This window comes from Acinetobacter sp. YH01024, assembly GCF_013420195.1.
Taxonomy (GTDB): Bacteria; Pseudomonadota; Gammaproteobacteria; order Pseudomonadales; family Moraxellaceae; genus Acinetobacter; species Acinetobacter amyesii.
Map to the genome: position 1 here is coordinate 1 of NZ_VOYQ01000004.1, position 20,608 is coordinate 20,608.

Below are 20,608 nucleotides of genomic sequence, written 5' to 3' on the forward strand. Positions count from 1 at the left end.
TAATGGAGAAATCTAATCGGTATGTTATACCTGAGAGAAGAGTGAGGAGTTATCCAAGGGTTGTAAAAGGAAAACCTCAAAAATACCCAAGAAAAAGCCAGTCAATCTCTTAACTGACTGGCATTACTGCATGTGCAGGGCTTTTTTTTATGCTTAATTAACTCTTTTTCGCATTGGCTTTTGGCGCTTTGGCTTGTTCAGCAATCATTTTATCCACGGTTGCCAAAGATTCTTTGGCTTGCGGAATATTTTCTTTGGCTAATGCACTGAATATTTTTTTAGCTTCAGGCAAATTTTGCGGGATGATATTGCCATTTACAAACATATTGCCCACCGCCATCAATGCAGGGACATAACCTTTTTTCGCTAACTCTTGAATGCTATTTAGACCTTGCTGAATAGGCTTTTCATTTTTAGTTTTAAAGCCAGCACTGATATCATAAAGTGCTTTGGCATGAATCGCAGGGTAGTTGCCTTTTTTAATCAGCGGATCAAGTTTACTGAGTGCCAATTTATCTGACTCAGGTTTATTTTCTGCAAAAAGTAAAATGGCATAGTCGATGGAGGCATCTTCAAAACCAGCCGAAGATGCGCGTTCTAAATATTGTTTGGCCTTATTGGTATCTTGTTTTAAACCCAGTGTGCCCGTTGCATAATTTTTACCTAAAACATAGTTAGCAACTGGGTAGCCTTTAGCTGCAGCCTGTTCATAGAGTTGGATGGCTTTTTTCTCATCCTTCGCTACGCCTTGACCTGTTTGAGTAAGATAGCCCAAATTATAAATGGCCTGAGCATTACCTTTTGCTGCAAGCTTGCTTAGTGTTTGGTAGGCGCCATTCATATCTTTGGCCTTGACCATGGCTTCCACTTTAGCAAATTCAGGATCGACGGCATCTGTTTTAGTTTCAGCAAAAGCGAGTTGAGTGCTCATTGCTAAAATGCTTGCGAGTAGGATTTTTTTCATCTTGAAACCTTTTGTAAATCATACACATAATTCCATTTATGTGTTTTGGTGGTTATTTTTGTCGGTTTTTACATCATAGGTAGATTTACGTAAATGTAAAGTGAGGAATTGTGATTTAAAGCGTTTTTATAAAATAATGTTGATTGCCCTTAGCGCTTTAAATGCCATGACTTAATTGCATCAAAAGCCTTTGCAAAAAAGCAGGACTCTGATTTAATCGCGCATTGTTATTTTCTCTGAGGCAGCGCGATGTTTATTAAAGGCATTAAACGCAATTACGATAAAATTAATGCAGATGAATCGATTGCAGATGAAGATAAAATTGATGCGCTTTTGATGAAACTGGGTGCAGAGTTTTTAGTCAGTAAAGAGGATCGTGTTTATATTTTCAAAAAAGGCGATTTGGAAGCTAAATTTGATGCCAAACATGCGCGCGCCTATCATTTTAAAGAATATGTATGCAAAGACATGAATAAGTTGTTTCATGGATTTTGATTAAAATCATGATTTAAAAACGAAGACGTGAGGGGGAATAAAGTTCCTCCTTATTTTTGACTGTTGTGTGCTGCAACAGCATATGTGATTTAAAAAAACCTTTCTTTTCAAAAGTATAATATTTTCTAAAAATATAAATTGAATAAAATAGATACAAGGCATCTATGATGAATACAGATATACATGATTCATTGAGATGTATTTAAATATGATAAAAATAAGCGCCATCTTGATCCTTGGTTTCGTCTGTTCAATGACCAGTTGGGCTCAACAACCCAAGCTTGTACCTCATCCAATCCATTTAAAAAATGGCAAGCAGTTTTCATTAAATTTGCCTGCGCAGTATGAAATTATTCCTGCTGCCGAAGGTCTCAAACGTGTTCGTTTTTTTGCGCAAGCGCCTGATCGCAGAATGTTTGTCACGGATATGTATGATCTAACAGATAATAAAAAAGGTACTGTCTATATATTGGATGATTGGAATGCTGACACAGGTAAATTTGGCAAAATCATTCCTTATCTGACCGGTTTGAGAAATCCAAATTCAGTTCAGTTTTATACCGATGCTCAAGGACAGGATTGGCTTTATTTGGCAGAAACGCACCAACTGACACGGCAAAAATTCAACAGAGGTGAAACTCAGCCTTCGGGTAAGGCTGAGGTTTTAGCGACATTTCCAGATTATGGTTTGAGTTATAAATACGGCGGTTGGCACCTGACTCGGACGATTGCTATTGGTGGGAATGGAAAAGTTTATGTGTCGGTTGGTTCGAGTTGTAACGCCTGTGTAGAAAAAGAAAAAGTGCGAGCATCCGTCATCGAGATGAATCCTGATGGTTCAGAGCAACGGATTTATGCGACAGGTTTGCGTAATGCTGTTGGATTAAAATGGATCGGTAGATTTCTATTTGCGACCAATCAAGGTTCTGATCATTTGGGAAGTAAAAAGCCAGATGAAACTTTTTATGCGTTAAAACAGGATGTCGATTATGGTTGGCCCGCATGTTATTCATGGCAGGGCAAAGTCTTGGCGGATGCTAAATTTAAACGTGCATCTGGCTGTAAAAATGTTCCATCGCCTTATGGATATTTTCCTTCACACTCCTCTGCATTAGGTTTTGATTATTTTGATCATCCAGACACAGATGACACCATCAAAAAATTTTTTTTAGTGGCCTTGCATGGCTCTACCGACGAGGCGATTGGCCATGGCTATCAAATTGCAATTATGCGTAAAGGACAAAAACTTGAAACTTTTATGGATGGCTTTCTCGTTGGTAAAACGGTGCATGGGCGACCTGCTGATATTTATAAGATCGATGAAAAATCTTTTTATTTTTCAGATGATCGAGCAGGGGTGATTTATTATGTGAGGGAAAAAATGAGTGATTAAAAAGCCAAAGTCTTTAGGCTTTGGCTTTGAGTGATTGGATTTTAAAAAATTAATCTTTAATCGTCACGTCGTTTTAGGTATTACCATGAACCCGATGCGCCGCCGCCGCCTGAGCTGCCTCCTGAATCTCGTGAGGAAGATGAGGAAGAACTACTTGAGCTGCTTCCTGATGAAGAACTGCTGCTTGACGATGAAGAGCTGTAACTAGAGGAAGAAGACTGACTTGATTCGCTCGTTTTATTGTAAGGATTTAAAAGCTCATATTGTTCATCCAACATTTTTTGACGTGCTTTTTCTTGTAAATATTGATTATAAAAAGCGGTGAGATAGGTATTTTCAGTCCCTGCTCTGAATCGATATAAAAACACTGCATATCTTAATAAAAGTAAAATAAAACAATTGGTTATGGATGTCAATATAATGAATGATATTTGAGGATAGAATTCGATGAAGTAAAAAATGCCGAAGCCAAATAAAGCAAAAATCTGAAGTGGTAAGCTGTATAAAATAGTTTTAAGTAATCTGTATGGTTCATTGAAGGGAAGAAATATAGTCAACATAAAAGGGGCATAAAGAGGAATAGATGCGCAAAGTAAAAATGCAATTTTTCCAAAATTTAAATAACCAAAAATCAAAAGATGAATAAAAATTTCAAAGATAAGGAGTCCAATAAAAGCACCTGAGGCACCATTAGTACCAAATTTAATAATCACTTTTGTGTAACACCAATAGAGTGGGATACACAATAAGAATGATAGAAATATTCCAGCTATTGTTTTTAGAATGTGATCTATTTTTTGATCTTCGTTTTTAGGTTTACCAAGAGTAATTGATTTATCTAGTAACTTTTTTTGTGTTTCTTTAAAGCCATTAAAATAGTCATTATTTTGGAAATTTGGAGCGAGGGTGTGTCGAATTATGCGCCCAGCTTCTAGATCAGTTAAATCTCCCTCTAAACCATAACCTACCTCGAACCGTATTTTACGATCATCTTTTGCAACCAAAAGTAGTAAGCCGTTATCGAGCTTTTCATTGCCAATTTTAAGTTTATTGAATATCTCAAGTGCATATTGATCAATAGCTTTTCCATTGGTCGAGGGAATCATCAAAATTTTAAAGTCGACATGCTTTTGCTGATAAAGCTGCTCGTTTTGCTTTTTTAACTGGGCAATTTCATCGCGGGAAAGCGAGTTGGTTTGATCGACCACATTGCTATTTTTTAGCTCTTCCAATACCGCTGAATTTATCTCGGCATAAATATTTGGCGATATAAAACAACTGAAGAGAATGAGGCAATTCAATAAGAAAAAGCGAAATGGGAAAGGGATGAGCATTTTTATAAATCTTTATAGTTTGTTGTAATTTTAAATAGTAATCAGAATAAGAGCCAAACAGCTTTTGTAATTTGGCTCTTATTTAAAAATTAAGATGCTTAAGCAGGACGTGCCACATCACCATTTAATGCTTCAGGCAAGGCTAAAACAGTTACATCTAACTCTTCTAAAGCTTCTGGACGAGCAACAACCAATGCTACATAACCATTATCTACAGCCGCGCTATTGACGACTTGTACGCCTTTATTCAGCTGTTCGCCTTGTGCAGGAGCAGTACCCGTGCCTTGAATTGCATGCAACCAAGCTTTTGGTTTGGCTTTAAACCATAAACGTGCAATCACTTCCTGACCCAAATAACAGCCTTTGTCATAGTGGACACCTTCACGCTGATGTAGACGTAACTCTTGTGGTTGGAACACATGTTCAATGGCTTGGTCGATATAGGCCTGACCCGCTTGAATCGCTTGAATTTCCCATGCTGCAACATCCGTCGGTTCCGAAGAAAATGTCGTTTCATCACTGACTAAACTTGGAAAAACTGTACCAGTTTCTTCAAGTTTCATCTTAGAAAATGCACCAAATTTTTTAATATGTTTGGCAAATTCTTCGGCTTGATCTGCCGTAGTGACAATAGAAAAACTTTCAGCACTGTGTTTGGTGAGCCATAAACCAAAGTGAATACGGCCTTTGAGGTCGCAGATTGCAGTATAACGTGTTGCATTTTCTTCAAGGCGTTCAACATGCAAAGTCACTTGCCCTTGTAGAAATTTTTGTGCATCGACACCGTTGAGAGAAAAAGATGTGAATGCCATAGACGTTGTCATGACCAGCCTCAGTATAAATTTTAGATATCATTAATCATGTTATTTTGCAGCAAGCCGCAGTGTTAGGCAAACAAAAAGCCCATATTGATATGGGCTTTTGTACAGCATAGATCGGTCTTAGTGACTGTGTGTCGGCATATCGCTTGCAGTCATATCCATAGTGGAATGATGTGAAGGCGGTTCACTATTACAATCATATTGGTCGCCACAAATACGCACGGTTTCCATCATGCCTTGATCTTCATGGTCTAAAATATGGCAGTGCAGCACGAAGTCGCCTTCAAATTTTTCGTACTTGCTGCGCACAAAGATTTTATAGCCCTGTTTGACGAAGAGCGTATCTTTCCAAACGCCTTTCATTCCATGATATTGCGAGTCAATATTTCCTGCACCATCTTTATCTGAGCTGCCGATGGCACTGACATCGACACCATTTTCATTCAATATTTTCACGACTTGGAATGGATTGACATGGATATGGAAGGGATGACTTGCAACATTACTACTCAACTCCCACTCTTGGGTTTGCCCGATTGGAAGCTTGCGGACATAGCTATGGTGGGTATGGTCTTCATCGTGGTAGGCATCTCCAAAGCTTATCAAGGTGCCTTCATCGGCATGACGAATACCAAATTTAAAGCTGCCATCTGCATTGAACAGAATGTCAAAGTTGGTGATTTGCTTCGCCATTTTTTTGAGCATTTCATCGACTTCAGCAGTCATTAAACTCGCATGAGAGATAAAGGCTGATAAATCACCCTGTTCGAGCTGTGCAATCACTTCTGGTGCCAGTTTCAATTGGGTTGCCTGACTTTTCAAAAAGTTATAAGGCGTTTGCTGCGGTAGTTGGGTTGCTTTTACATTGACCCAACCGAGGAGCTGTGTATTAAGTTTTTCTTCCGGTGCGCGACGCAGTAGCGGACTTGATTCAGGCGCATTAATTTCATCTTCTAGATTCAGCTTGGCATCGTATACACAGTATTTATTGGTGGTCGGGAAAGAGAGCATGGCATCAAAGCGATAACCCGGCTGAAAAATTTCAATCCCTTGCTTTTGGATTTTTCCCATGGTCAAGCCGTCTTGTGCAAGGGTATACAACGGTAATGTTTTCAGCGTTTTAAACTGTGAAGACATCGACTTGCTTTGATACTTTTGACATTCACTAAGGGTTTGCTCTGCGGTAAAGAGCGCAGAATCAGGCAGTTCTTTGATGGTCAAACCAATGGTGTCACGGATACCGCCATGAATCATGCGCCAGCGGTGGTATTGGTTCTGATCCACCTTAATTTCACCAAACATTTTGCCATTGATACTGGTAAAACGATTGTCATCTGCCCATGAGGTCGGTATATCGAGTTTTGAATAATCTTCTAAGCTATAGATACAGGGTGTGCCATTTACTTGGCTTAATTTGCTGTCGCAATCTTCATTGTATTGAATCTGCTGGAACAGCATGATTTTTTCATGGTCATACTGCTGGTTTTTTTGATTTTTCCATAAGATGTCCAAATCTCCAGTCTGCTGAATTTGCCCCTGACGAATGACAGGTTTTCGCTCTCCCTCAATAATCAAAGGGCCAGCCATGCCGCTAGAGACCTGAATCGCGGTTGAACCATGCACATGAGAGTGATACCAAAATGTTCCCGCAGGATGATTCGGTTCGATCTTAAATTCGTAATGAAAATCTTGCTGAGGCTTTAAGCTCAAAAATACGTTGTCACTATTTCCTTGCGGGCTAACCCAAAGACCATGTGTATGTAAATTTGTGGTGTTAAAACAGTTCCCTTGGTTAATATTGGTCACTGGACTTGGACAGGTCTCCGTCGATTCAACAGGGAGATGATTGACCAGATGAATTTTTAAATTGTCACCTTGTTTCGCACGAATTTGTGGGCCGACCAACACATCAGAAACACTGCCATCGCTATTTTTCGAGTTCCAGAGTTCAGGTTTAGTCAGATAGCCTCTGACTTGTAATAGATCATTCTCACCCGTTTCAGGGTCGTATAAGGCTTGGCGTTTATAGGCAATCAGCAGTTCATGTTCACCTTGTGCATTGGCTTTCAAACGTGGTGGATTCGAGACGACAGTCGGTGAGTCTACTTCCTCTTCTTGAATCGTCGAATCTGTTGTCGATTGGTCGTTGTCGCCACAGGCAATGAAGCTGAGACAGCTTAAGAGGCAGCCAGCCCCAATGATGGTTTTAAATTTTGTCATGATCTTTCCCCAAAGCATAATGACGGTAGAACAGTAGTCGCTGATTTTTTAGCTAAGGTTTTGTAAATATTGTGATTATTTTGGTGAATACAGCGAGTTACTGTCCTTGTATGTCGTGCTTTTATTATCTGAGAGAGGGGTGATTCGACGCTATCCCTGCAAATAGGGATAAATTGAGAATTAAGATAAAATAAATAATAAAACCGTGTTTTGATTCATATTATGGCTTTGAGGAGCAATGAGCTAATGAAGTAATTTAATGCCTTGATTATTAAATACTAAAATTGATAAGACTGATTTTTAATCAATTTGGTTGATATTTAGATTAATTATTATGCAGTGCAATTTACCTTAGACTAAAGAATGAGGCAGATTTGCAGCTATTTTTCAAAAAAATTCACATTTAGAGCGAATATTCCAAAGTTAGTGTAACTAAATATTTCAAAAACCCCTATTTTTATATTTAACTCTATGAAATATATGAGATTTGGGAAATGGGTTTTCGGCAGTGTAGTATGCCTATCGAACAAAGATGAATTGTCTATGAAAAAGACAACGCAAAAAAATGAAAGACCGAGGGCAGGAACGCTATGAACAACAACTACCGTAAACCGCTGCAAGGCACCCAGCTAGAATACTTCGATGTACGCCAAGCCGTAGAAGATATTCAGCCAGGCGCATACGCAAAACTCCCATATACATCTAAAGTCCTTGCAGAGCAGTTGGTTCGTAAATGCGACCCTGCAATCTTAGAACAATCTTTAAAAGAACTGATTAATCGCAAACAAGACCACGATTTCCCTTGGTACCCTGCACGTGTGGTGTGCCATGACATCCTAGGTCAAACCGCATTGGTTGACCTTGCAGGCTTGCGTGATGCGATTGCAGACCAAGGCGGCGACCCGTCAAAAGTTAATCCTGTTGTTCCAACGCAGCTGATTGTTGACCATTCTCTAGCTGTAGAGTTTGGCGGTTTTGACCCTGACGCATTTGAGAAAAACCGCGCGATTGAAGACCGCCGCAACGAAGACCGTTTCCATTTCATTGAATGGACCAAAACAGCCTTTGAAAATGTCGATGTGATCCCTGCGGGCAACGGCATCATGCACCAAATCAACTTGGAAAAAATGTCTCCAGTGATTCAAAACCGTGAAGGCGTAGCATTCCCAGATACCTGTGTGGGTACAGACTCACATACGCCGCATACTGATGCCTTGGGCGTGATTTCTGTCGGTGTCGGCGGTCTAGAAGCTGAAAACGTGATGCTGGGACGTGCATCTTGGATGCGTCTGCCAGACATCATTGGTGTAGAACTGGTAGGTCAGCGTCAAGCAGGCATTACCGCAACCGATATCGTATTAGCCCTCACTGAGTTCTTGCGTAAAGAGCGCGTGGTTGGTGCTTATTTAGAGTTCTTCGGTGAAGGCGCAGACAGCATGTCAGTGGGTGACCGTGCAACGATCTCGAACATGACCCCTGAATATGGCGCAACGGCTGCGATGTTCTATATCGACCAAAACACCATTGATTACCTGACTTTGACAGGCCGCGAAGCAGATCAAGTGAAATTGGTTGAAAGCTATGCCAAAGAAATCGGTCTTTGGGCGTCAGATATGACAGCAGCGGAATATCCGCGTGTACTGCGTTTTGATTTGTCGAAAGTGACTCGTAATATTGCAGGTCCATCGAACCCACATGCACGTGTATCGACGGCTGACCTAAAAGCCAAAGGCATTGCAGGCAACTTAGAAGCAGCACGTGCGCAAGAAGCAGAAGGTTTAATTCCAGATGGCGCGGTGATTATTGCTGCCATTACCTCTTGTACCAATACTTCAAACCCACGTAATACTGTGGCTGCAGGTTTGTTAGCACGTAAGGCGAATGAGTTGGGCTTAGTGCGTAAACCTTGGGTGAAATCATCATTTGCACCAGGTTCTAAAGCGGCTGCATTGTATTTGGAAGAAGCAGGCGTACTGAAAGACTTAGAAAAACTTGGTTTTGGTATTGTCGCTTATGCATGTACTACTTGTAACGGTATGTCTGGTGCATTAGACCCAGCGATTCAACAAGAAATTATTGACCGTGATGTGTACGCAACTGCGGTACTTTCTGGTAACCGTAACTTCGATGGTCGTATCCATCCATACGCAAAACAAGCATTCTTGGCTTCTCCACCTTTAGTTGTGGCGTATGCCATTGCAGGGACGATTCGTTTTGATATCGAAACAGATTCACTGGGCAATGACAAAGACGGTAATCCAATTTACCTGAAAGACATTTGGCCGTCTGATGCTGAAATTGATGCATTGGTGAAAGAAGCGGTTAAACCTGAACAGTTTAAGAAAGTGTATATCCCAATGTTTGACTTGGGTGAGCGTGAAAAAGCGGCAAGCCCGTTATACGACTGGCGTCCGCAAAGTACTTATATCCGCCGTCCGCCGTATTGGGAAGGGGCTTTGGCTGCACCGCGTACACTTGCAAATATGCGTCCGCTTGCAATTTTGCCAGACAACATCACCACAGACCATTTGTCACCATCAAATGCAATTATGATGGATTCGGCAGCAGGTGAGTATCTGCATAAAATGGGCGTGCCTGAAGAAGACTTTAACTCATACGCAACTCACCGTGGCGACCATTTAACGGCACAACGTGCAACATTTGCCAACCCGAAATTGTTCAATGAAATGGTGGTTCGATCTGACGGTACGATCAAGCAAGGTTCAAAAGCGCGTGTAGAGCCAGAAGGCGAAGTGATGCGTATGTGGGAAGCGATTGAAACTTATATGAACCGTAAGCAGCCGCTCATCATTATTGCGGGTAAGGACTATGGTCAGGGTTCGAGCCGTGACTGGGCTGCTAAAGGTGTGCGTCTTGCGGGTGTAGAAGTGATCGTGGCAGAAGGTTTTGAACGTATTCACCGTACTAACTTAGTAGGTATGGGCGTGTTACCGCTTGAGTTTAAAGCAGGGACAGACCGTAAAACTTTGAAGCTGGATGGTACTGAGCTTTATAGCGTGATTGGTAATATTGCACCGCGTTCTGACCTGACTTTGGTGGTTGAGCGTTCAACTGCTGATGGTAAAAATGAAATCATTAAAGTGCCTGTGACTTGCCGTTTGGATACCGAAGAAGAAGTGCATGTGTATGAAGCGGGCGGTGTATTGCAGCGTTTTGCACAGGATTTCTTGGAAGGGAATGTGGCTTGATGTAATTCTTTAAATCCTCCCCTTACGGAATATATTCCTCACCTTTGAAAAAGGAGGGAGTTCCCCTTTTTAAAAGATGAGAAGTATTACTTCGCAAGGGGGAGATTAAAGTATTTGATATTGTTTAAAAAAGACCCTACATTGATGTAGGGTTTTTTTGAGTTGGGAATATGAAGTTTACTAAAGAGATAAAAGTTCAATTAGAAAGAATATTTCAAGATTTCAAATTAACAGATCCTTCATCTGAAACTAAATTAGATGAAAAAACAGTAATATCTATTTCTCGTGAAGATTTTCCAGTAGAGTCTATACTCTTATTTACTCTTCATAAAATATGTGGATTTAGAACAATATCCAGATGGGATAAAATGCATTGGGGGATAATTTTTGAATATAAAGGTGCAGTAAATTTAATTAGCTCTCACAAATTTGGTTTAAGATTGTATAGTGAACGAATAGCAGATGTTGAGGCTATTCAGAAAGAATTAATTAATAAATTAAAGAAAAATATTAAGTTTATTGAAAAGAATATTTTGAATCAGTATGCAGAAAATCAAGTTGCATTAAATAATTTTACAATTCCAAATCTTTTCCATAAATTAAGTGGTCAATATTATTATTTTCGCGACCAATCTAAAAAAAATTTTAAAAAAGAAATTGATAACGTTATTAAGAATAAAGACTTTTCTAGCATGTTGAATACATTTTTTGCTAAAAGAGATTTAGAGCAGTACGCAGTGTATAACTCCTTGGCAATGATTGATTCATATTTTAGTCGGTTAGAACATATTTTAGTGCTTGCATTGCCTTTTTCAAAAAATAAGAAGGAATATGATATTAAGAAATTTATTGGTGAGTTTTGGTCTAAAAAATACAGTGAAGTTTTTGACTTAAGTAATCCAAATAGTAAAAGAATACATGATGAACTCACTTTAATTAAAGAGAAGTATAGGAATACTTTTGCTCATGGTGGTTTTGAAAAGAAAGGGCAATCATTTCATTTTCATTTAGAAAATTATGGAGTAGTTCCTGCGACAATGTCAGATTATAAAGATAGTGTTCACTTTAACTTTATACCGCTGAATGAAAGTGAATTTGAAAATATTTGTCTTTTTTTTGATGAAGTAGATAATTTTTTTAAAGAAAACTTAGAGGTTGCATGGATGTTTTGTAATAGTGGCTTAGATCTAGTAATGGATGATAAATCGCTCTCACAACTGCTAAAGAAAGCAGAGGATATAGATGTTTTTGGAGACTGGCTAGATAGTGAGAATGAGCACTTATGTAATTATATCAATGCTAATTATTAACATTAAAAACTCACACTGATTTTTACAAGATATTTATATTTTTGATTGAAAAACACTCAATAAATACCTATCATAAGATATATATCAAAACTGATGGAGTAGCCCTATGACTACCGCAAAAGTTTTTATGACAGGTCGCAGCCAAGCTATTCGCTTACCCAAAGAATTTCGCTTTGAAGGCAAAGAAGTTGAAATCTTCCGCCGTGGTGACGAAGTCATATTGCGTGAAAAACCGGTCACAGCAGATCAATTATTTAAAGTTTTGGCACAAATGCCAGACGACTTTTATGCAGAAACAAGAGTGGATGAACCACCGCAAGAACGAGAAGAGTTCTAATGCCAACACAATATTTATTAGATACCAATATTTGTATTTATATCACCAAGCATCAACCCGAAATTGTCCGTCAGCATTTTGAAAAACATTTACCTGACGGCAATATTTTTATTTCAGTGATTACTTTGGGTGAACTTCGCTTTGGTGCGGAAAAAAGCCAATGGAAAGAAAAAGCTTTCAAAGTGATTGATGAATTAACTTCAATCATTCCTGTTATAGAGTTAGATGAACGAACCGCCGTACACTATGCTCAAATTCGAAAACAGTTAGCGCTTCAGGGGCAAATAATTGGCAATAACGATTTATGGCTAGCTGCTCATGCACGATCAAATAATTGGGTCATGGTCACAAACAATGAAAAAGAATTTCTGCGTGTAGACGAATTGCAAGTAGAGAACTGGCTCAGCAAATCGCTGTAAACCCACCAAAATTTCCTTTCGAAATTATGCTTTGCCTAAATGCCATTATCAATTGTCGAAATGACCAATAGACATTCATCACAAGAGGGTTATACTGAATCTACCATTTCTAAAAACACATGGAGAACAAAAATGGTTACTGCTGGTCAAAAACCCGGAACAGGCTTCTATTTTTGTGTTCAATGCGGACACCGCGTCTACTTAGAAATTGGTACTGATCGTTTACCACCGTGTACCAAATGCCAAGGCAATCAATTTAACAATAAGAATGCCTAAGCTGCAAAACACTAACAGTTATCCGCTGTTTAGAAAGAAAAGCCCTATCACTCGATAGGGCTTTTTGCTAACGTATAACACAGCATATATAAAAACAAATTGTACGTTTGACCATTCGGAGAAGCCCATGGAAACAATATTAGGACTGTGTATTGGTATTGGCTTAAGTGCTGCCTGTGGCTTCCGTGTCTTTGTACCTTTATTGGTGATGAGTGTTGCATCCATTTTAGGACTATTCGAACCAATGAAAGGATTCGAATGGTTGTCTATGCCTGCGGTTTGTATTGGCTTAGCAATTGCGACTGTCTGTGAAATTGCCGCGTACTATATCCCTTGGGTAGACAATGCCCTCGACACCATTTCAACACCTGCAGCCATGATCGCAGGGACCATCGCCACAATGGCAGTAAGCTCAGGTGAAATGTCACAGTTTGCCAGTTGGGCGGCAGCAATTATTGTCGGTGGTGGTACAGCAACAGCAGTACAAATGAGTACCGTCGCAGCGCGTGGCGTATCTACCGCAACCACAGGTGGCGTTGCAAATCCAATCTTATCTACAGGGGAATGGATTGGTGCTGCAGTCTTGTCAGTATTGGCCTTTTTAGTCCCATTTTTCGTGGTGATCTTAGTGATTGCAATCGTGATCTGGTTGGTTCGCCGCATACGCCAAAAACGAACTGTACAGGTCGATACCCCTTTATAAACCAATCAATATTTCACTCTAAAATGAATCCATCTTTTTGTGTGAGTGATCTGCGTTATGTTTAATAAATATAGAAATAAAAATCCGAAACTGAGTATTAGCAAAGTTTGATAAAGATTATAAAAATTATAAGAAGCGCTACTGATACACAGACCATCATACAGTTAGCGACGAGTACTATGGGTTGTCTGATTTGGACGCCGTATTTGTTGATGTCAGTTCGAGTGAAAAATACCTTTACTCAACATTCCAAGCACTCGGCTTAAGCGCAAAAAATGAAATCGAGCAATCCCACCTATCCATCCTAAAAGAGCACATCATTCTGCGTTTAAGTCATCCAAGAGACGGCTAAAAAATCTTTAAAATATGGTTGATTTTTAAACAAAAAAGGCATAATTTTAGTATGTGATTATAAATCACATAATTTTTATATGGATTTATTAATCTTTGAATTTTATAAAAAATAATGAGGGGAATGGTAGATGATTAAATTTATAGTCGATGAAAATGCCTTAACGAATGGCTCGCATTTAATTCACAATGGTTCGCAAGGATGTGTAGACATGCCGCAATTTGACCAGCAAATATTGATTGGTTATTTTGCCAATTTCGAACTCGCTTATAAGCGTGCACGAATGAGCTGGCCAACAGAAAAAGTTGTCGGTTGCGATAAATGCTGTAGTCAAAGCTAGAAATTCAACATGCATTAACCTTGAAATAAAGCTGTATATCCAAGAATAATGGCGCAGAAATTGCTAACTAAAACAGGTAATCGCGTTATTAATAGGATATACAGCATGACCACAGAAACCATCCGTTCTACAAAATATCCAGCAGTGGCACATGCCTATGCAGCATGGCCTTTGATCCTGATCATCATTGGTGGTGCGATTGGACTGGTATATGCCGTGATTGCTTATTTGATCAATCTCAAAATATATGCATCAGACCTCAGTCGAATGAATAAAATTTTGGCCAATTTACTCTGTGGTATGGCGGCATGTAGTGGTTGGTGGTTTAGCGCACAGTGGGTACAAAGCTATTTAGCTCATTGACCAATAATGCATTGAATAGATCATCCATTAAATAACTGATGTTACACACTTAAAAGTAGTTTTGCATTTTTAAAATGATTTTTAATTCTATTCGACGGTGTCTTATATCTAGGGATTGAATAAAAGGATTAGCCTTCGGCTGGAGGTACTCTTACGAAACGTTGTTTCTCATTCGGCAAAATGAGAAGCGAAGCTTCGCAAGGAAACCATCTTGCGGAGCAATGCTCCTCACCGCAAAACTCGCTCATTACCGTCAAATTATTCACAGTATCGCAAAAACATTTTTGATTAAAAATAGCCCTGTCTCAAACACTTGCGGATGACGTTACCGCGTATCGTTCATTTATTTGAAGCAAATTGCGCTTCTGATGTTACTGCGTAACCTCACTTCAATAAGTAGAACAAAGATAGATCTAGATCATTAGTTACTCACTGAGCGGTGTTTTGTGAGTCGTGTTCAACCTAGATGGATGAAGCAAAGGGGATGAATGCTCAGTGGCGATACATTTTAGAATTTGACGCTGTGTTCGGACATTTGGTCTGTTGTGAAAGAAAAATTTCTTATAATTGGGTAAATCTGCAGATAAAAAACGCTGAAATGAGCTGAAAAGATAAAATATCCTGCTAAACCTAAAATGGCTGAAAAAATTTGCTGAATTTGCAGAAAATTAGAAAAACTTAGGAAATTAATCCCGATGCCCTTTGGTTAAAGTATATCTCAAGGGTGTGATAGAGATTGAAAAGAGTAGCATGCTGTCAGTGGTGCAAAACACGCGTACAGTACTCACCCAAAAGGTCTCGATTCAGCTTAGGACGCTATAAACCAGAAGTTTATAGGCTATAAGATCATGACTTACAAAGTGATGATAGTTGAAGTAAACAACATTGTTTTCTCTTATACCACCCCAAAAATTTAAGCCAAAATAAAAAACAATAATTACTCCTTTAATCCACACAAAACAAACCACACCAGTGAAATCAGCACAAGCTCAAAGATCGTCAGGCATCTCTCTTAAAAATAGTCCAAATCTAAGCGGAAATTTAAAAGCAATATTCAATTGCTCGAAAGGGGCATAAACTAAGGATAAAAATACGCTTAGGAGATTTGCCATGAACTTGAGTCATTTAAGCGATTTCTTGCTGTATAGCTTAGTGATTAACTATCTGATTTTAATCATTTGGTTTGTAGTATTTGTCTTTGCTAAAGATTGGATGAAACGCCTGCATGGGCATTGGTTTAAGTTGAGCGATCAGCAGTTTGACGCTATTCATTATGGTGGAATGGCTGTTTATAAAATTGGTATTTTACTTTTGAATTTAACACCCTACATTGCACTGCACTATCTAAAATAGGCTTAAATCATAAAAAATATTGGTGTAAAAGCACAAGCTGCTTGCATTGAATTTAGGCAAAACAGTATGCTCAAAAGAACATAAAATTCAATTGGGCAAGGCAAGAATGAACGGGAAAGTAGAATGCCGTACTTGTTTGGTGTGCAAAAAAAGTTTCCCACTGAAAAATATGATTCCGATGGGAACCGTGCGTAAAGTCATTACAGAAGAAATTGCTCAGGATTTTCCTGAATCCGGTGCTCAGGACTATATTTGCCAAACTGATTTAACCAAATACCGTATGCAATATGTACAGTCAATTTTGAACTCCGAACAAGGCGAAGTCTCCAATTTAGAATATGAAGTGCTGAACAGCATGCAGCAGCATGATCTGATTAGCAAAAATGTTGAAGAAAAGCTGGATCAGCAGTGGAGTTTTGGCGAAAGGCTAGCGGATAAAATTGCAACATTCGGCGGCAGCTGGGCATTTCTTATTTGTTTTACATTGTTTTTAGCGGTGTGGATTTTAGTCAATACGGTAGTGATGGTGAAGCATCCTGCTGATCCTTATCCTTTTATTTTGCTGAATTTGATGTTGTCTTGCCTCGCTGCCATACAAGCGCCCATTATTATGATGAGCCAAAACCGTCAAGAAGCTAAAGACCGCATGCGTTCGGAGAATGATTATCAAGTGAATTTAAAAGCTGAATTAGAAATTCGCCATTTACATGAAAAGATAGATCATTTGTTGATGCATCAATGGGATCGTCTTGCCACGATTCAGGAAATTCAGTTGGATTTACTGTCCGAAATGAGTAAAAAGAAGCAATAGTTTGCTTTGAACAGCATAATTAATTGTTGTTTGAGTACTAAGTTATGGCGGAAATTCTCGTGAAAAGTCATTTATAAGATGGAAAAAATGCTAAAAAACCATAGTTGGGAAAAATATTTTCAATATATCTTTAAATGTGAAAAATATTTTTAAAATAAGCTAAAAACAGTAATTTTCAGGGAAACAATCCCTCATCTATATCACTACTATATATCTCAAGGGTGTTACAGAGATTGAAAAGAGTAGCATGCTGTCAGTGGTGCAAAACACGTGTACAGTACTCACCCAAAAGGTCTCGATTCAGCTTAGGACGCTATAAACCAGAAGTTTATAGGCTATAAGATCATGACTTACAAAGTGATGATAGTTGAAGTAAACAACACTGTTTTCTCTTACACCCTAAAAAATTTTAAAGAATTCAAACGAATAATAAATCCTTCCATCTTTTTCAAAATTCCAAACTTCGCATGTATTCCCAACACACTTTGATCATTGCTGATGTAATAAATATCACGCAGAACAACTCAAACTTAATCTAAGCTTCAGATTGTCCTTTTTCACAAAGTTGTTATGCTTAACTGTCTAAATTTTAAATAATTTTGTTATGGGTTATCTGGATCAATTGATACAGGATTGTCTGCAGGCACAGCAGACTAAAGCTGAGCGTATATTTGAGTTTTCAAGCTTTGATGATCTTGCTCAACATACACTTTATATTTATGTTATAGAGCTAGTCGGTGGCGATATACAGCAGACATATCAAGACTATGCCGCATTTAAGGCATTGAAAACCCATGCCTGTGCCAAGTTAAATCAACCCAATCACATTCTGTATGTTGGATCATCACGAACAGGTATAAAGAGTCGTTTAAAACAGCATTTAGGTTTTGGGCCTAAACGAACCTATGCCTTGCATTTGTCACAGTGGTTTCAGGGCGAATATCGCATCACACTACATCAGTATCCTTCAACCACGAGTGCAAGCATCTTACAGTTACTGGAGGATGATTTATCTCATTCATTAGCACCAGCCTTTGGTAAATTGGGGACCAATAATCGTTAGGGTAGAACCTGATCGGTCAAAGTCGATTGACAGCGAATTAGTCAGTTGTTATTTTGCCGACATTCTCCCAGTACACAGTCTGTCCATGCCTTTAGATCCCAACTTTGTCTATGCGCCGCCTCAAGGTCCTCTACGTATTTTGTATGAAGATGCAGACTTGGTTGTCATCGAAAAACCAGCGGAATTGTTGTCGGTTCCGGGACGTTTGCCTGAGCATCATGACAGTGCCTATCTTCGTGTTTTGGAGCAGTATCCTGCTGCAAAAATTACCCATCGTTTAGACATGGCAACATCAGGCATTTTGATGTTTGCGAAACACCGCGATGCAGAAGTGGCGGTGAGTAAAATGTTCCAAGCGAGGACGGTTCAAAAGCAATATGTGGCTTTGGTTCAAGGCAAACTCGAAGGTGAGGGTAGTGTTGAAGTGCCCCTCATTACGGACTGGGAAAATCGCCCACGACAGATGGTGCATTTTGAATTGGGCAAACCCTCAAAAACCTTGTATCAAGCCATCAGCTATGACGCAAGCAAGGACATTAGCCGAGTATTATTAACACCAGTGACAGGGCGTTCTCATCAGCTACGTGTACACATGATGCATATTGGGCACCCAATTACAGGGGATCAACTGTATCACCCGAATGCAAAACAGAGCTCACTCGGACGGATGGCGTTACATGCTTGCGATCTGGCATTTACCCAGCCTTTAACTCAACAAGCTGTTCATATTCATTGTGCGGCAGAATTTTAAAGCATATTCATGTGAATGCTCATTGTTCATAAAAACTGCTGCATTGAATTAAAACCTTTGGGACTCGTAAAAAGCGCAGAATATCTACAGCTTTAAATAGGTTTTTCTGCTTAAAAATGATTCATGATATACACTATATCCCCAATTCTGGGGATATATAAATAATTTAAATATCTCTATAAAGTATGTGAAAAATTTAGAAATATTGATATTAAATTTCTTTGTAGCTTTTAGTAAATAAACGCCATTTTTAAGGTTTTATTATATTTTCTAATGAATATTGAATGATTACTTTTTTAATATAAAAATATTTTATTAAAATGATTTAAAACAGCATTTTAGTTAAATTGTGTGCAAGTGTGTATTTGGTCAGATAAATACAGTTTTTTGCATTTATTCTGCTAATATGAAATAAATTATTGATTTTAATTTTTATAAATTAGGTTTGTTTTGGGGAATAAACTTAAATTATTGAAGCTTATTTTGAGGATTGGCAAATGATCAATATTGCTTTAATCGTCCTTATCATCCTATTAATTGTGGCTCTCCTTTTTGTTTATAACCGCAAATTGAAAAATGATAAAACCCTACGTTCACTGCAGGAAAACTTCGATCGTGCGCGGTTAAAACTGGCTAAAACAGAGTCGCAGCAAGATGAATTGAATTATGCAATCAGTCAATTACGTATTCAAAACAGTGGGCTAAAAATCCAAGTCGATAAAGTAGCAAAATATCAACATATTGTAGAGATTGAACAATATGTTGAGTATCGAACTTTACAGGCTGATGGTTTGGTAGAAGTCACCAAGGCCAATGCCGATATCATGTTGAATGATATTCGCGCACAGATCGAAGAAGTGCGTCAGTATTTAAGCAAATATCAAGAAAAAGCCAAATCACAAATACAGGAACAAGCCCGTGCCGAGTTAAAGGGTTTATATACTCAAGCGCTGGATCAGCAGTATTTGGAAAACATCAACCGTGCTTTGGAAAACAAAATACGGGGCTATCAGTCAGCATTCTTTTTACCTTTACAGAGTATTTTAGATCAGCTGATGGATGGCATGAATGAATCTGCGGCAAAGCAAAATTTGACTGCGGTGCGCTGCAAAATGATTGATGCGATGGAGCAGCAATCGACTGCAAACTGTAACTATGTCGATGAAGAGCGTCGTTTGGCAGCAATGCAATTATTCACATTGGTGTTTAATAGTCGTGCTGACTTGTATTTGGCTCAATTAAATACCGAAAACTTAGGTGAATTATTGCAGGCTTTGGCGGATGATTTCACCTTGCTCAATGCGCATGGTGTACATTTTAGCCAGGCACAGGTACTCGACAGTTATCTTCAGTTACGCTTAGAAGAATTGAAAATGGCTGCTTTGGTTTTACATCTCAAAGAAACTCAGGCCAATATGGACTTTGCGGTTTAATTTGAATTGTTATCAGAAAGATCGCTTCGGCGGTCTTTTTTTATGATTAAAGAGATTTCGCTAATGCAAATTGCAACAATTATCCGTTAATCTAAGTCAACAGAATAAAATTCATAAACGATAAGGAAACGCACAATGACTCGTGATTTTAAACAATTTCCAGATGATGATAATGGCAATGTGCTGTGGCAGATGCAGCAAGATGGTGATGATTTATCTGTGCCGCACGAAATCGAATATTCAATTGCCTTTTCGAACGAAGCGCAGGCTGAACAGTGTGCATTGTATTTATTGAAAGAAGAGCAAAAAATTTCGTTGTTCCAAGATGAAGAATCAGATCGCGAGGAATGGATTATCACGGTCTATGTCTATATGGAACCTGATTATGAAGATATCGTTGATTTAGAGCAGTGGTTTATTAAAATTGCGGAACAACATTCGGGCGAATATGATGGCTGGGGTTGTATGGCTTATATCTATGAAGATGATGATCTGGAAGAAGATGAAGCACAATTGAGCTAAGTCTCACTATTGCATCTTTAGCAACAAGAACCCAGTCTTTCAACTGGGTTTTTTATTATTTAAATTTTAGAGAAATTGTGTAAAATTTTGATTTTTCAATATTTTTATAAAAAAATCAATATGAATGCAGCTCACAAAA

The 20,608-nt window shown here is 38.7% G+C and carries 21 protein-coding genes; 17 read left to right on the forward strand and 4 right to left on the reverse strand.

Annotation, left to right across the window (positions count from 1 at the left end; genetic code table 11):
- Positions 1-157: 157 nt before the first annotated feature.
- A complete protein-coding gene (locus tag FTT88_RS03030) occupies positions 158-964 on the reverse strand; it encodes a tetratricopeptide repeat protein (protein ID WP_180004718.1) in 807 nt (268 codons plus the stop codon).
- Positions 965-1,213: 249 nt separating this feature from the next.
- Here FTT88_RS03030 and FTT88_RS03035 point away from each other — a divergent pair, with 249 nt between their 5' ends.
- On the forward strand, positions 1,214-1,459 hold the full coding sequence (locus FTT88_RS03035; protein ID WP_078191141.1) for a hypothetical protein: 246 nt from the start codon (positions 1,214-1,216) through the stop codon (positions 1,457-1,459).
- Between the two features lie 208 nt (positions 1,460-1,667).
- A complete protein-coding gene (locus FTT88_RS03040) occupies positions 1,668-2,852 on the forward strand; it encodes a sorbosone dehydrogenase family protein (protein ID WP_180004719.1) in 1,185 nt (394 codons plus the stop codon).
- 80 nt (positions 2,853-2,932) lie between these two features.
- On the opposite strand, the gene FTT88_RS03045 is transcribed toward FTT88_RS03040, so the two are convergent.
- The 3 genes from FTT88_RS03045 to FTT88_RS03055 form a co-directional block, all read right to left on the reverse strand.
- Entirely contained in the window at positions 2,933-4,186 is a 1,254-nt protein-coding gene (locus tag FTT88_RS03045; RefSeq protein ID WP_180004720.1) for a YgcG family protein, read from the reverse strand.
- A 98-nt stretch (positions 4,187-4,284) separates the two neighbouring features.
- Entirely contained in the window at positions 4,285-5,010 is a 726-nt protein-coding gene (locus tag FTT88_RS03050) for a folate-binding protein YgfZ (protein WP_257220772.1), read from the reverse strand.
- 117 nt (positions 5,011-5,127) lie between these two features.
- Positions 5,128-7,227, reverse strand: a complete 2,100-nt coding sequence (locus tag FTT88_RS03055; protein WP_180004721.1) for a multicopper oxidase family protein — start codon at positions 7,225-7,227, stop codon at positions 5,128-5,130.
- Positions 7,228-7,817: 590 nt separating this feature from the next.
- Between FTT88_RS03055 and acnD the strand changes: the two genes are divergently transcribed.
- The 15 genes from acnD to FTT88_RS03130 all read left to right on the forward strand — a co-directional run bounded on the left by acnD (position 7,818) and on the right by FTT88_RS03130 (position 20,469).
- Positions 7,818-10,436, forward strand: a complete 2,619-nt coding sequence (acnD, locus tag FTT88_RS03060; protein ID WP_180004722.1) for a Fe/S-dependent 2-methylisocitrate dehydratase AcnD — start codon at positions 7,818-7,820, stop codon at positions 10,434-10,436.
- Positions 10,437-10,606: 170 nt separating this feature from the next.
- Positions 10,607-11,746 carry a hypothetical protein gene (locus FTT88_RS17265; protein ID WP_257223070.1) on the forward strand — a complete coding sequence of 380 codons (1,140 nt, stop codon included), beginning with the start codon at positions 10,607-10,609 and terminating at the stop codon, positions 11,744-11,746.
- Positions 11,747-11,852: 106 nt separating this feature from the next.
- Positions 11,853-12,083 (forward strand): antitoxin, encoded by a 231-nt coding sequence (locus FTT88_RS03070; protein WP_078191134.1) that lies wholly within the window; start codon positions 11,853-11,855, stop codon positions 12,081-12,083.
- Positions 12,083-12,502, forward strand: a complete 420-nt coding sequence (locus FTT88_RS03075; RefSeq protein WP_180004723.1) for a type II toxin-antitoxin system VapC family toxin — start codon at positions 12,083-12,085, stop codon at positions 12,500-12,502. Before FTT88_RS03070 ends, FTT88_RS03075 begins: the two co-directional genes overlap by 1 nt.
- A gap of 60 nt (positions 12,503-12,562) precedes the next feature.
- The gene (locus tag FTT88_RS03080) at positions 12,563-12,778 is read left to right on the forward strand and encodes a hypothetical protein (protein ID WP_111884814.1); all 216 of its coding nucleotides are present in this window, start codon (positions 12,563-12,565) and stop codon (positions 12,776-12,778) included.
- A 127-nt stretch (positions 12,779-12,905) separates the two neighbouring features.
- Positions 12,906-13,481 (forward strand): DUF4126 domain-containing protein, encoded by a 576-nt coding sequence (locus FTT88_RS03085; RefSeq protein WP_111884815.1) that lies wholly within the window; start codon positions 12,906-12,908, stop codon positions 13,479-13,481.
- Between the two features lie 107 nt (positions 13,482-13,588).
- Complete coding sequence (locus FTT88_RS17490; protein ID WP_168378547.1) at positions 13,589-13,747, forward strand: DUF2569 family protein; 159 nt, start codon at positions 13,589-13,591, stop codon at positions 13,745-13,747.
- A gap of 216 nt (positions 13,748-13,963) precedes the next feature.
- Positions 13,964-14,173 carry a hypothetical protein gene (locus tag FTT88_RS03095; protein WP_180004724.1) on the forward strand — a complete coding sequence of 70 codons (210 nt, stop codon included), beginning with the start codon at positions 13,964-13,966 and terminating at the stop codon, positions 14,171-14,173.
- 105 nt (positions 14,174-14,278) lie between these two features.
- Entirely contained in the window at positions 14,279-14,536 is a 258-nt protein-coding gene (locus FTT88_RS03100) for a hypothetical protein (RefSeq protein ID WP_180004725.1), read from the forward strand.
- 1,110 nt (positions 14,537-15,646) lie between these two features.
- Positions 15,647-15,889, forward strand: coding sequence for a DUF6868 family protein (locus FTT88_RS03105; RefSeq protein ID WP_180004726.1), 243 nt, complete (start codon positions 15,647-15,649; stop codon positions 15,887-15,889).
- A gap of 106 nt (positions 15,890-15,995) precedes the next feature.
- Positions 15,996-16,700, forward strand: coding sequence for a DUF1003 domain-containing protein (locus tag FTT88_RS03110; RefSeq protein ID WP_180004727.1), 705 nt, complete (start codon positions 15,996-15,998; stop codon positions 16,698-16,700).
- 604 nt (positions 16,701-17,304) lie between these two features.
- On the forward strand, positions 17,305-17,763 hold the full coding sequence (locus tag FTT88_RS03115; protein WP_180004728.1) for a GIY-YIG nuclease family protein: 459 nt from the start codon (positions 17,305-17,307) through the stop codon (positions 17,761-17,763).
- A gap of 85 nt (positions 17,764-17,848) precedes the next feature.
- Positions 17,849-18,514 (forward strand): pseudouridine synthase, encoded by a 666-nt coding sequence (locus FTT88_RS03120; RefSeq protein ID WP_078191125.1) that lies wholly within the window; start codon positions 17,849-17,851, stop codon positions 18,512-18,514.
- Between the two features lie 497 nt (positions 18,515-19,011).
- A complete protein-coding gene (locus FTT88_RS03125; protein ID WP_180004729.1) occupies positions 19,012-19,947 on the forward strand; it encodes a hypothetical protein in 936 nt (311 codons plus the stop codon).
- Between the two features lie 135 nt (positions 19,948-20,082).
- The gene (locus FTT88_RS03130) at positions 20,083-20,469 is read left to right on the forward strand and encodes a ribonuclease E inhibitor RraB (protein WP_180004730.1); all 387 of its coding nucleotides are present in this window, start codon (positions 20,083-20,085) and stop codon (positions 20,467-20,469) included.
- The last annotated feature ends 139 nt before the right edge of the window (positions 20,470-20,608 follow it).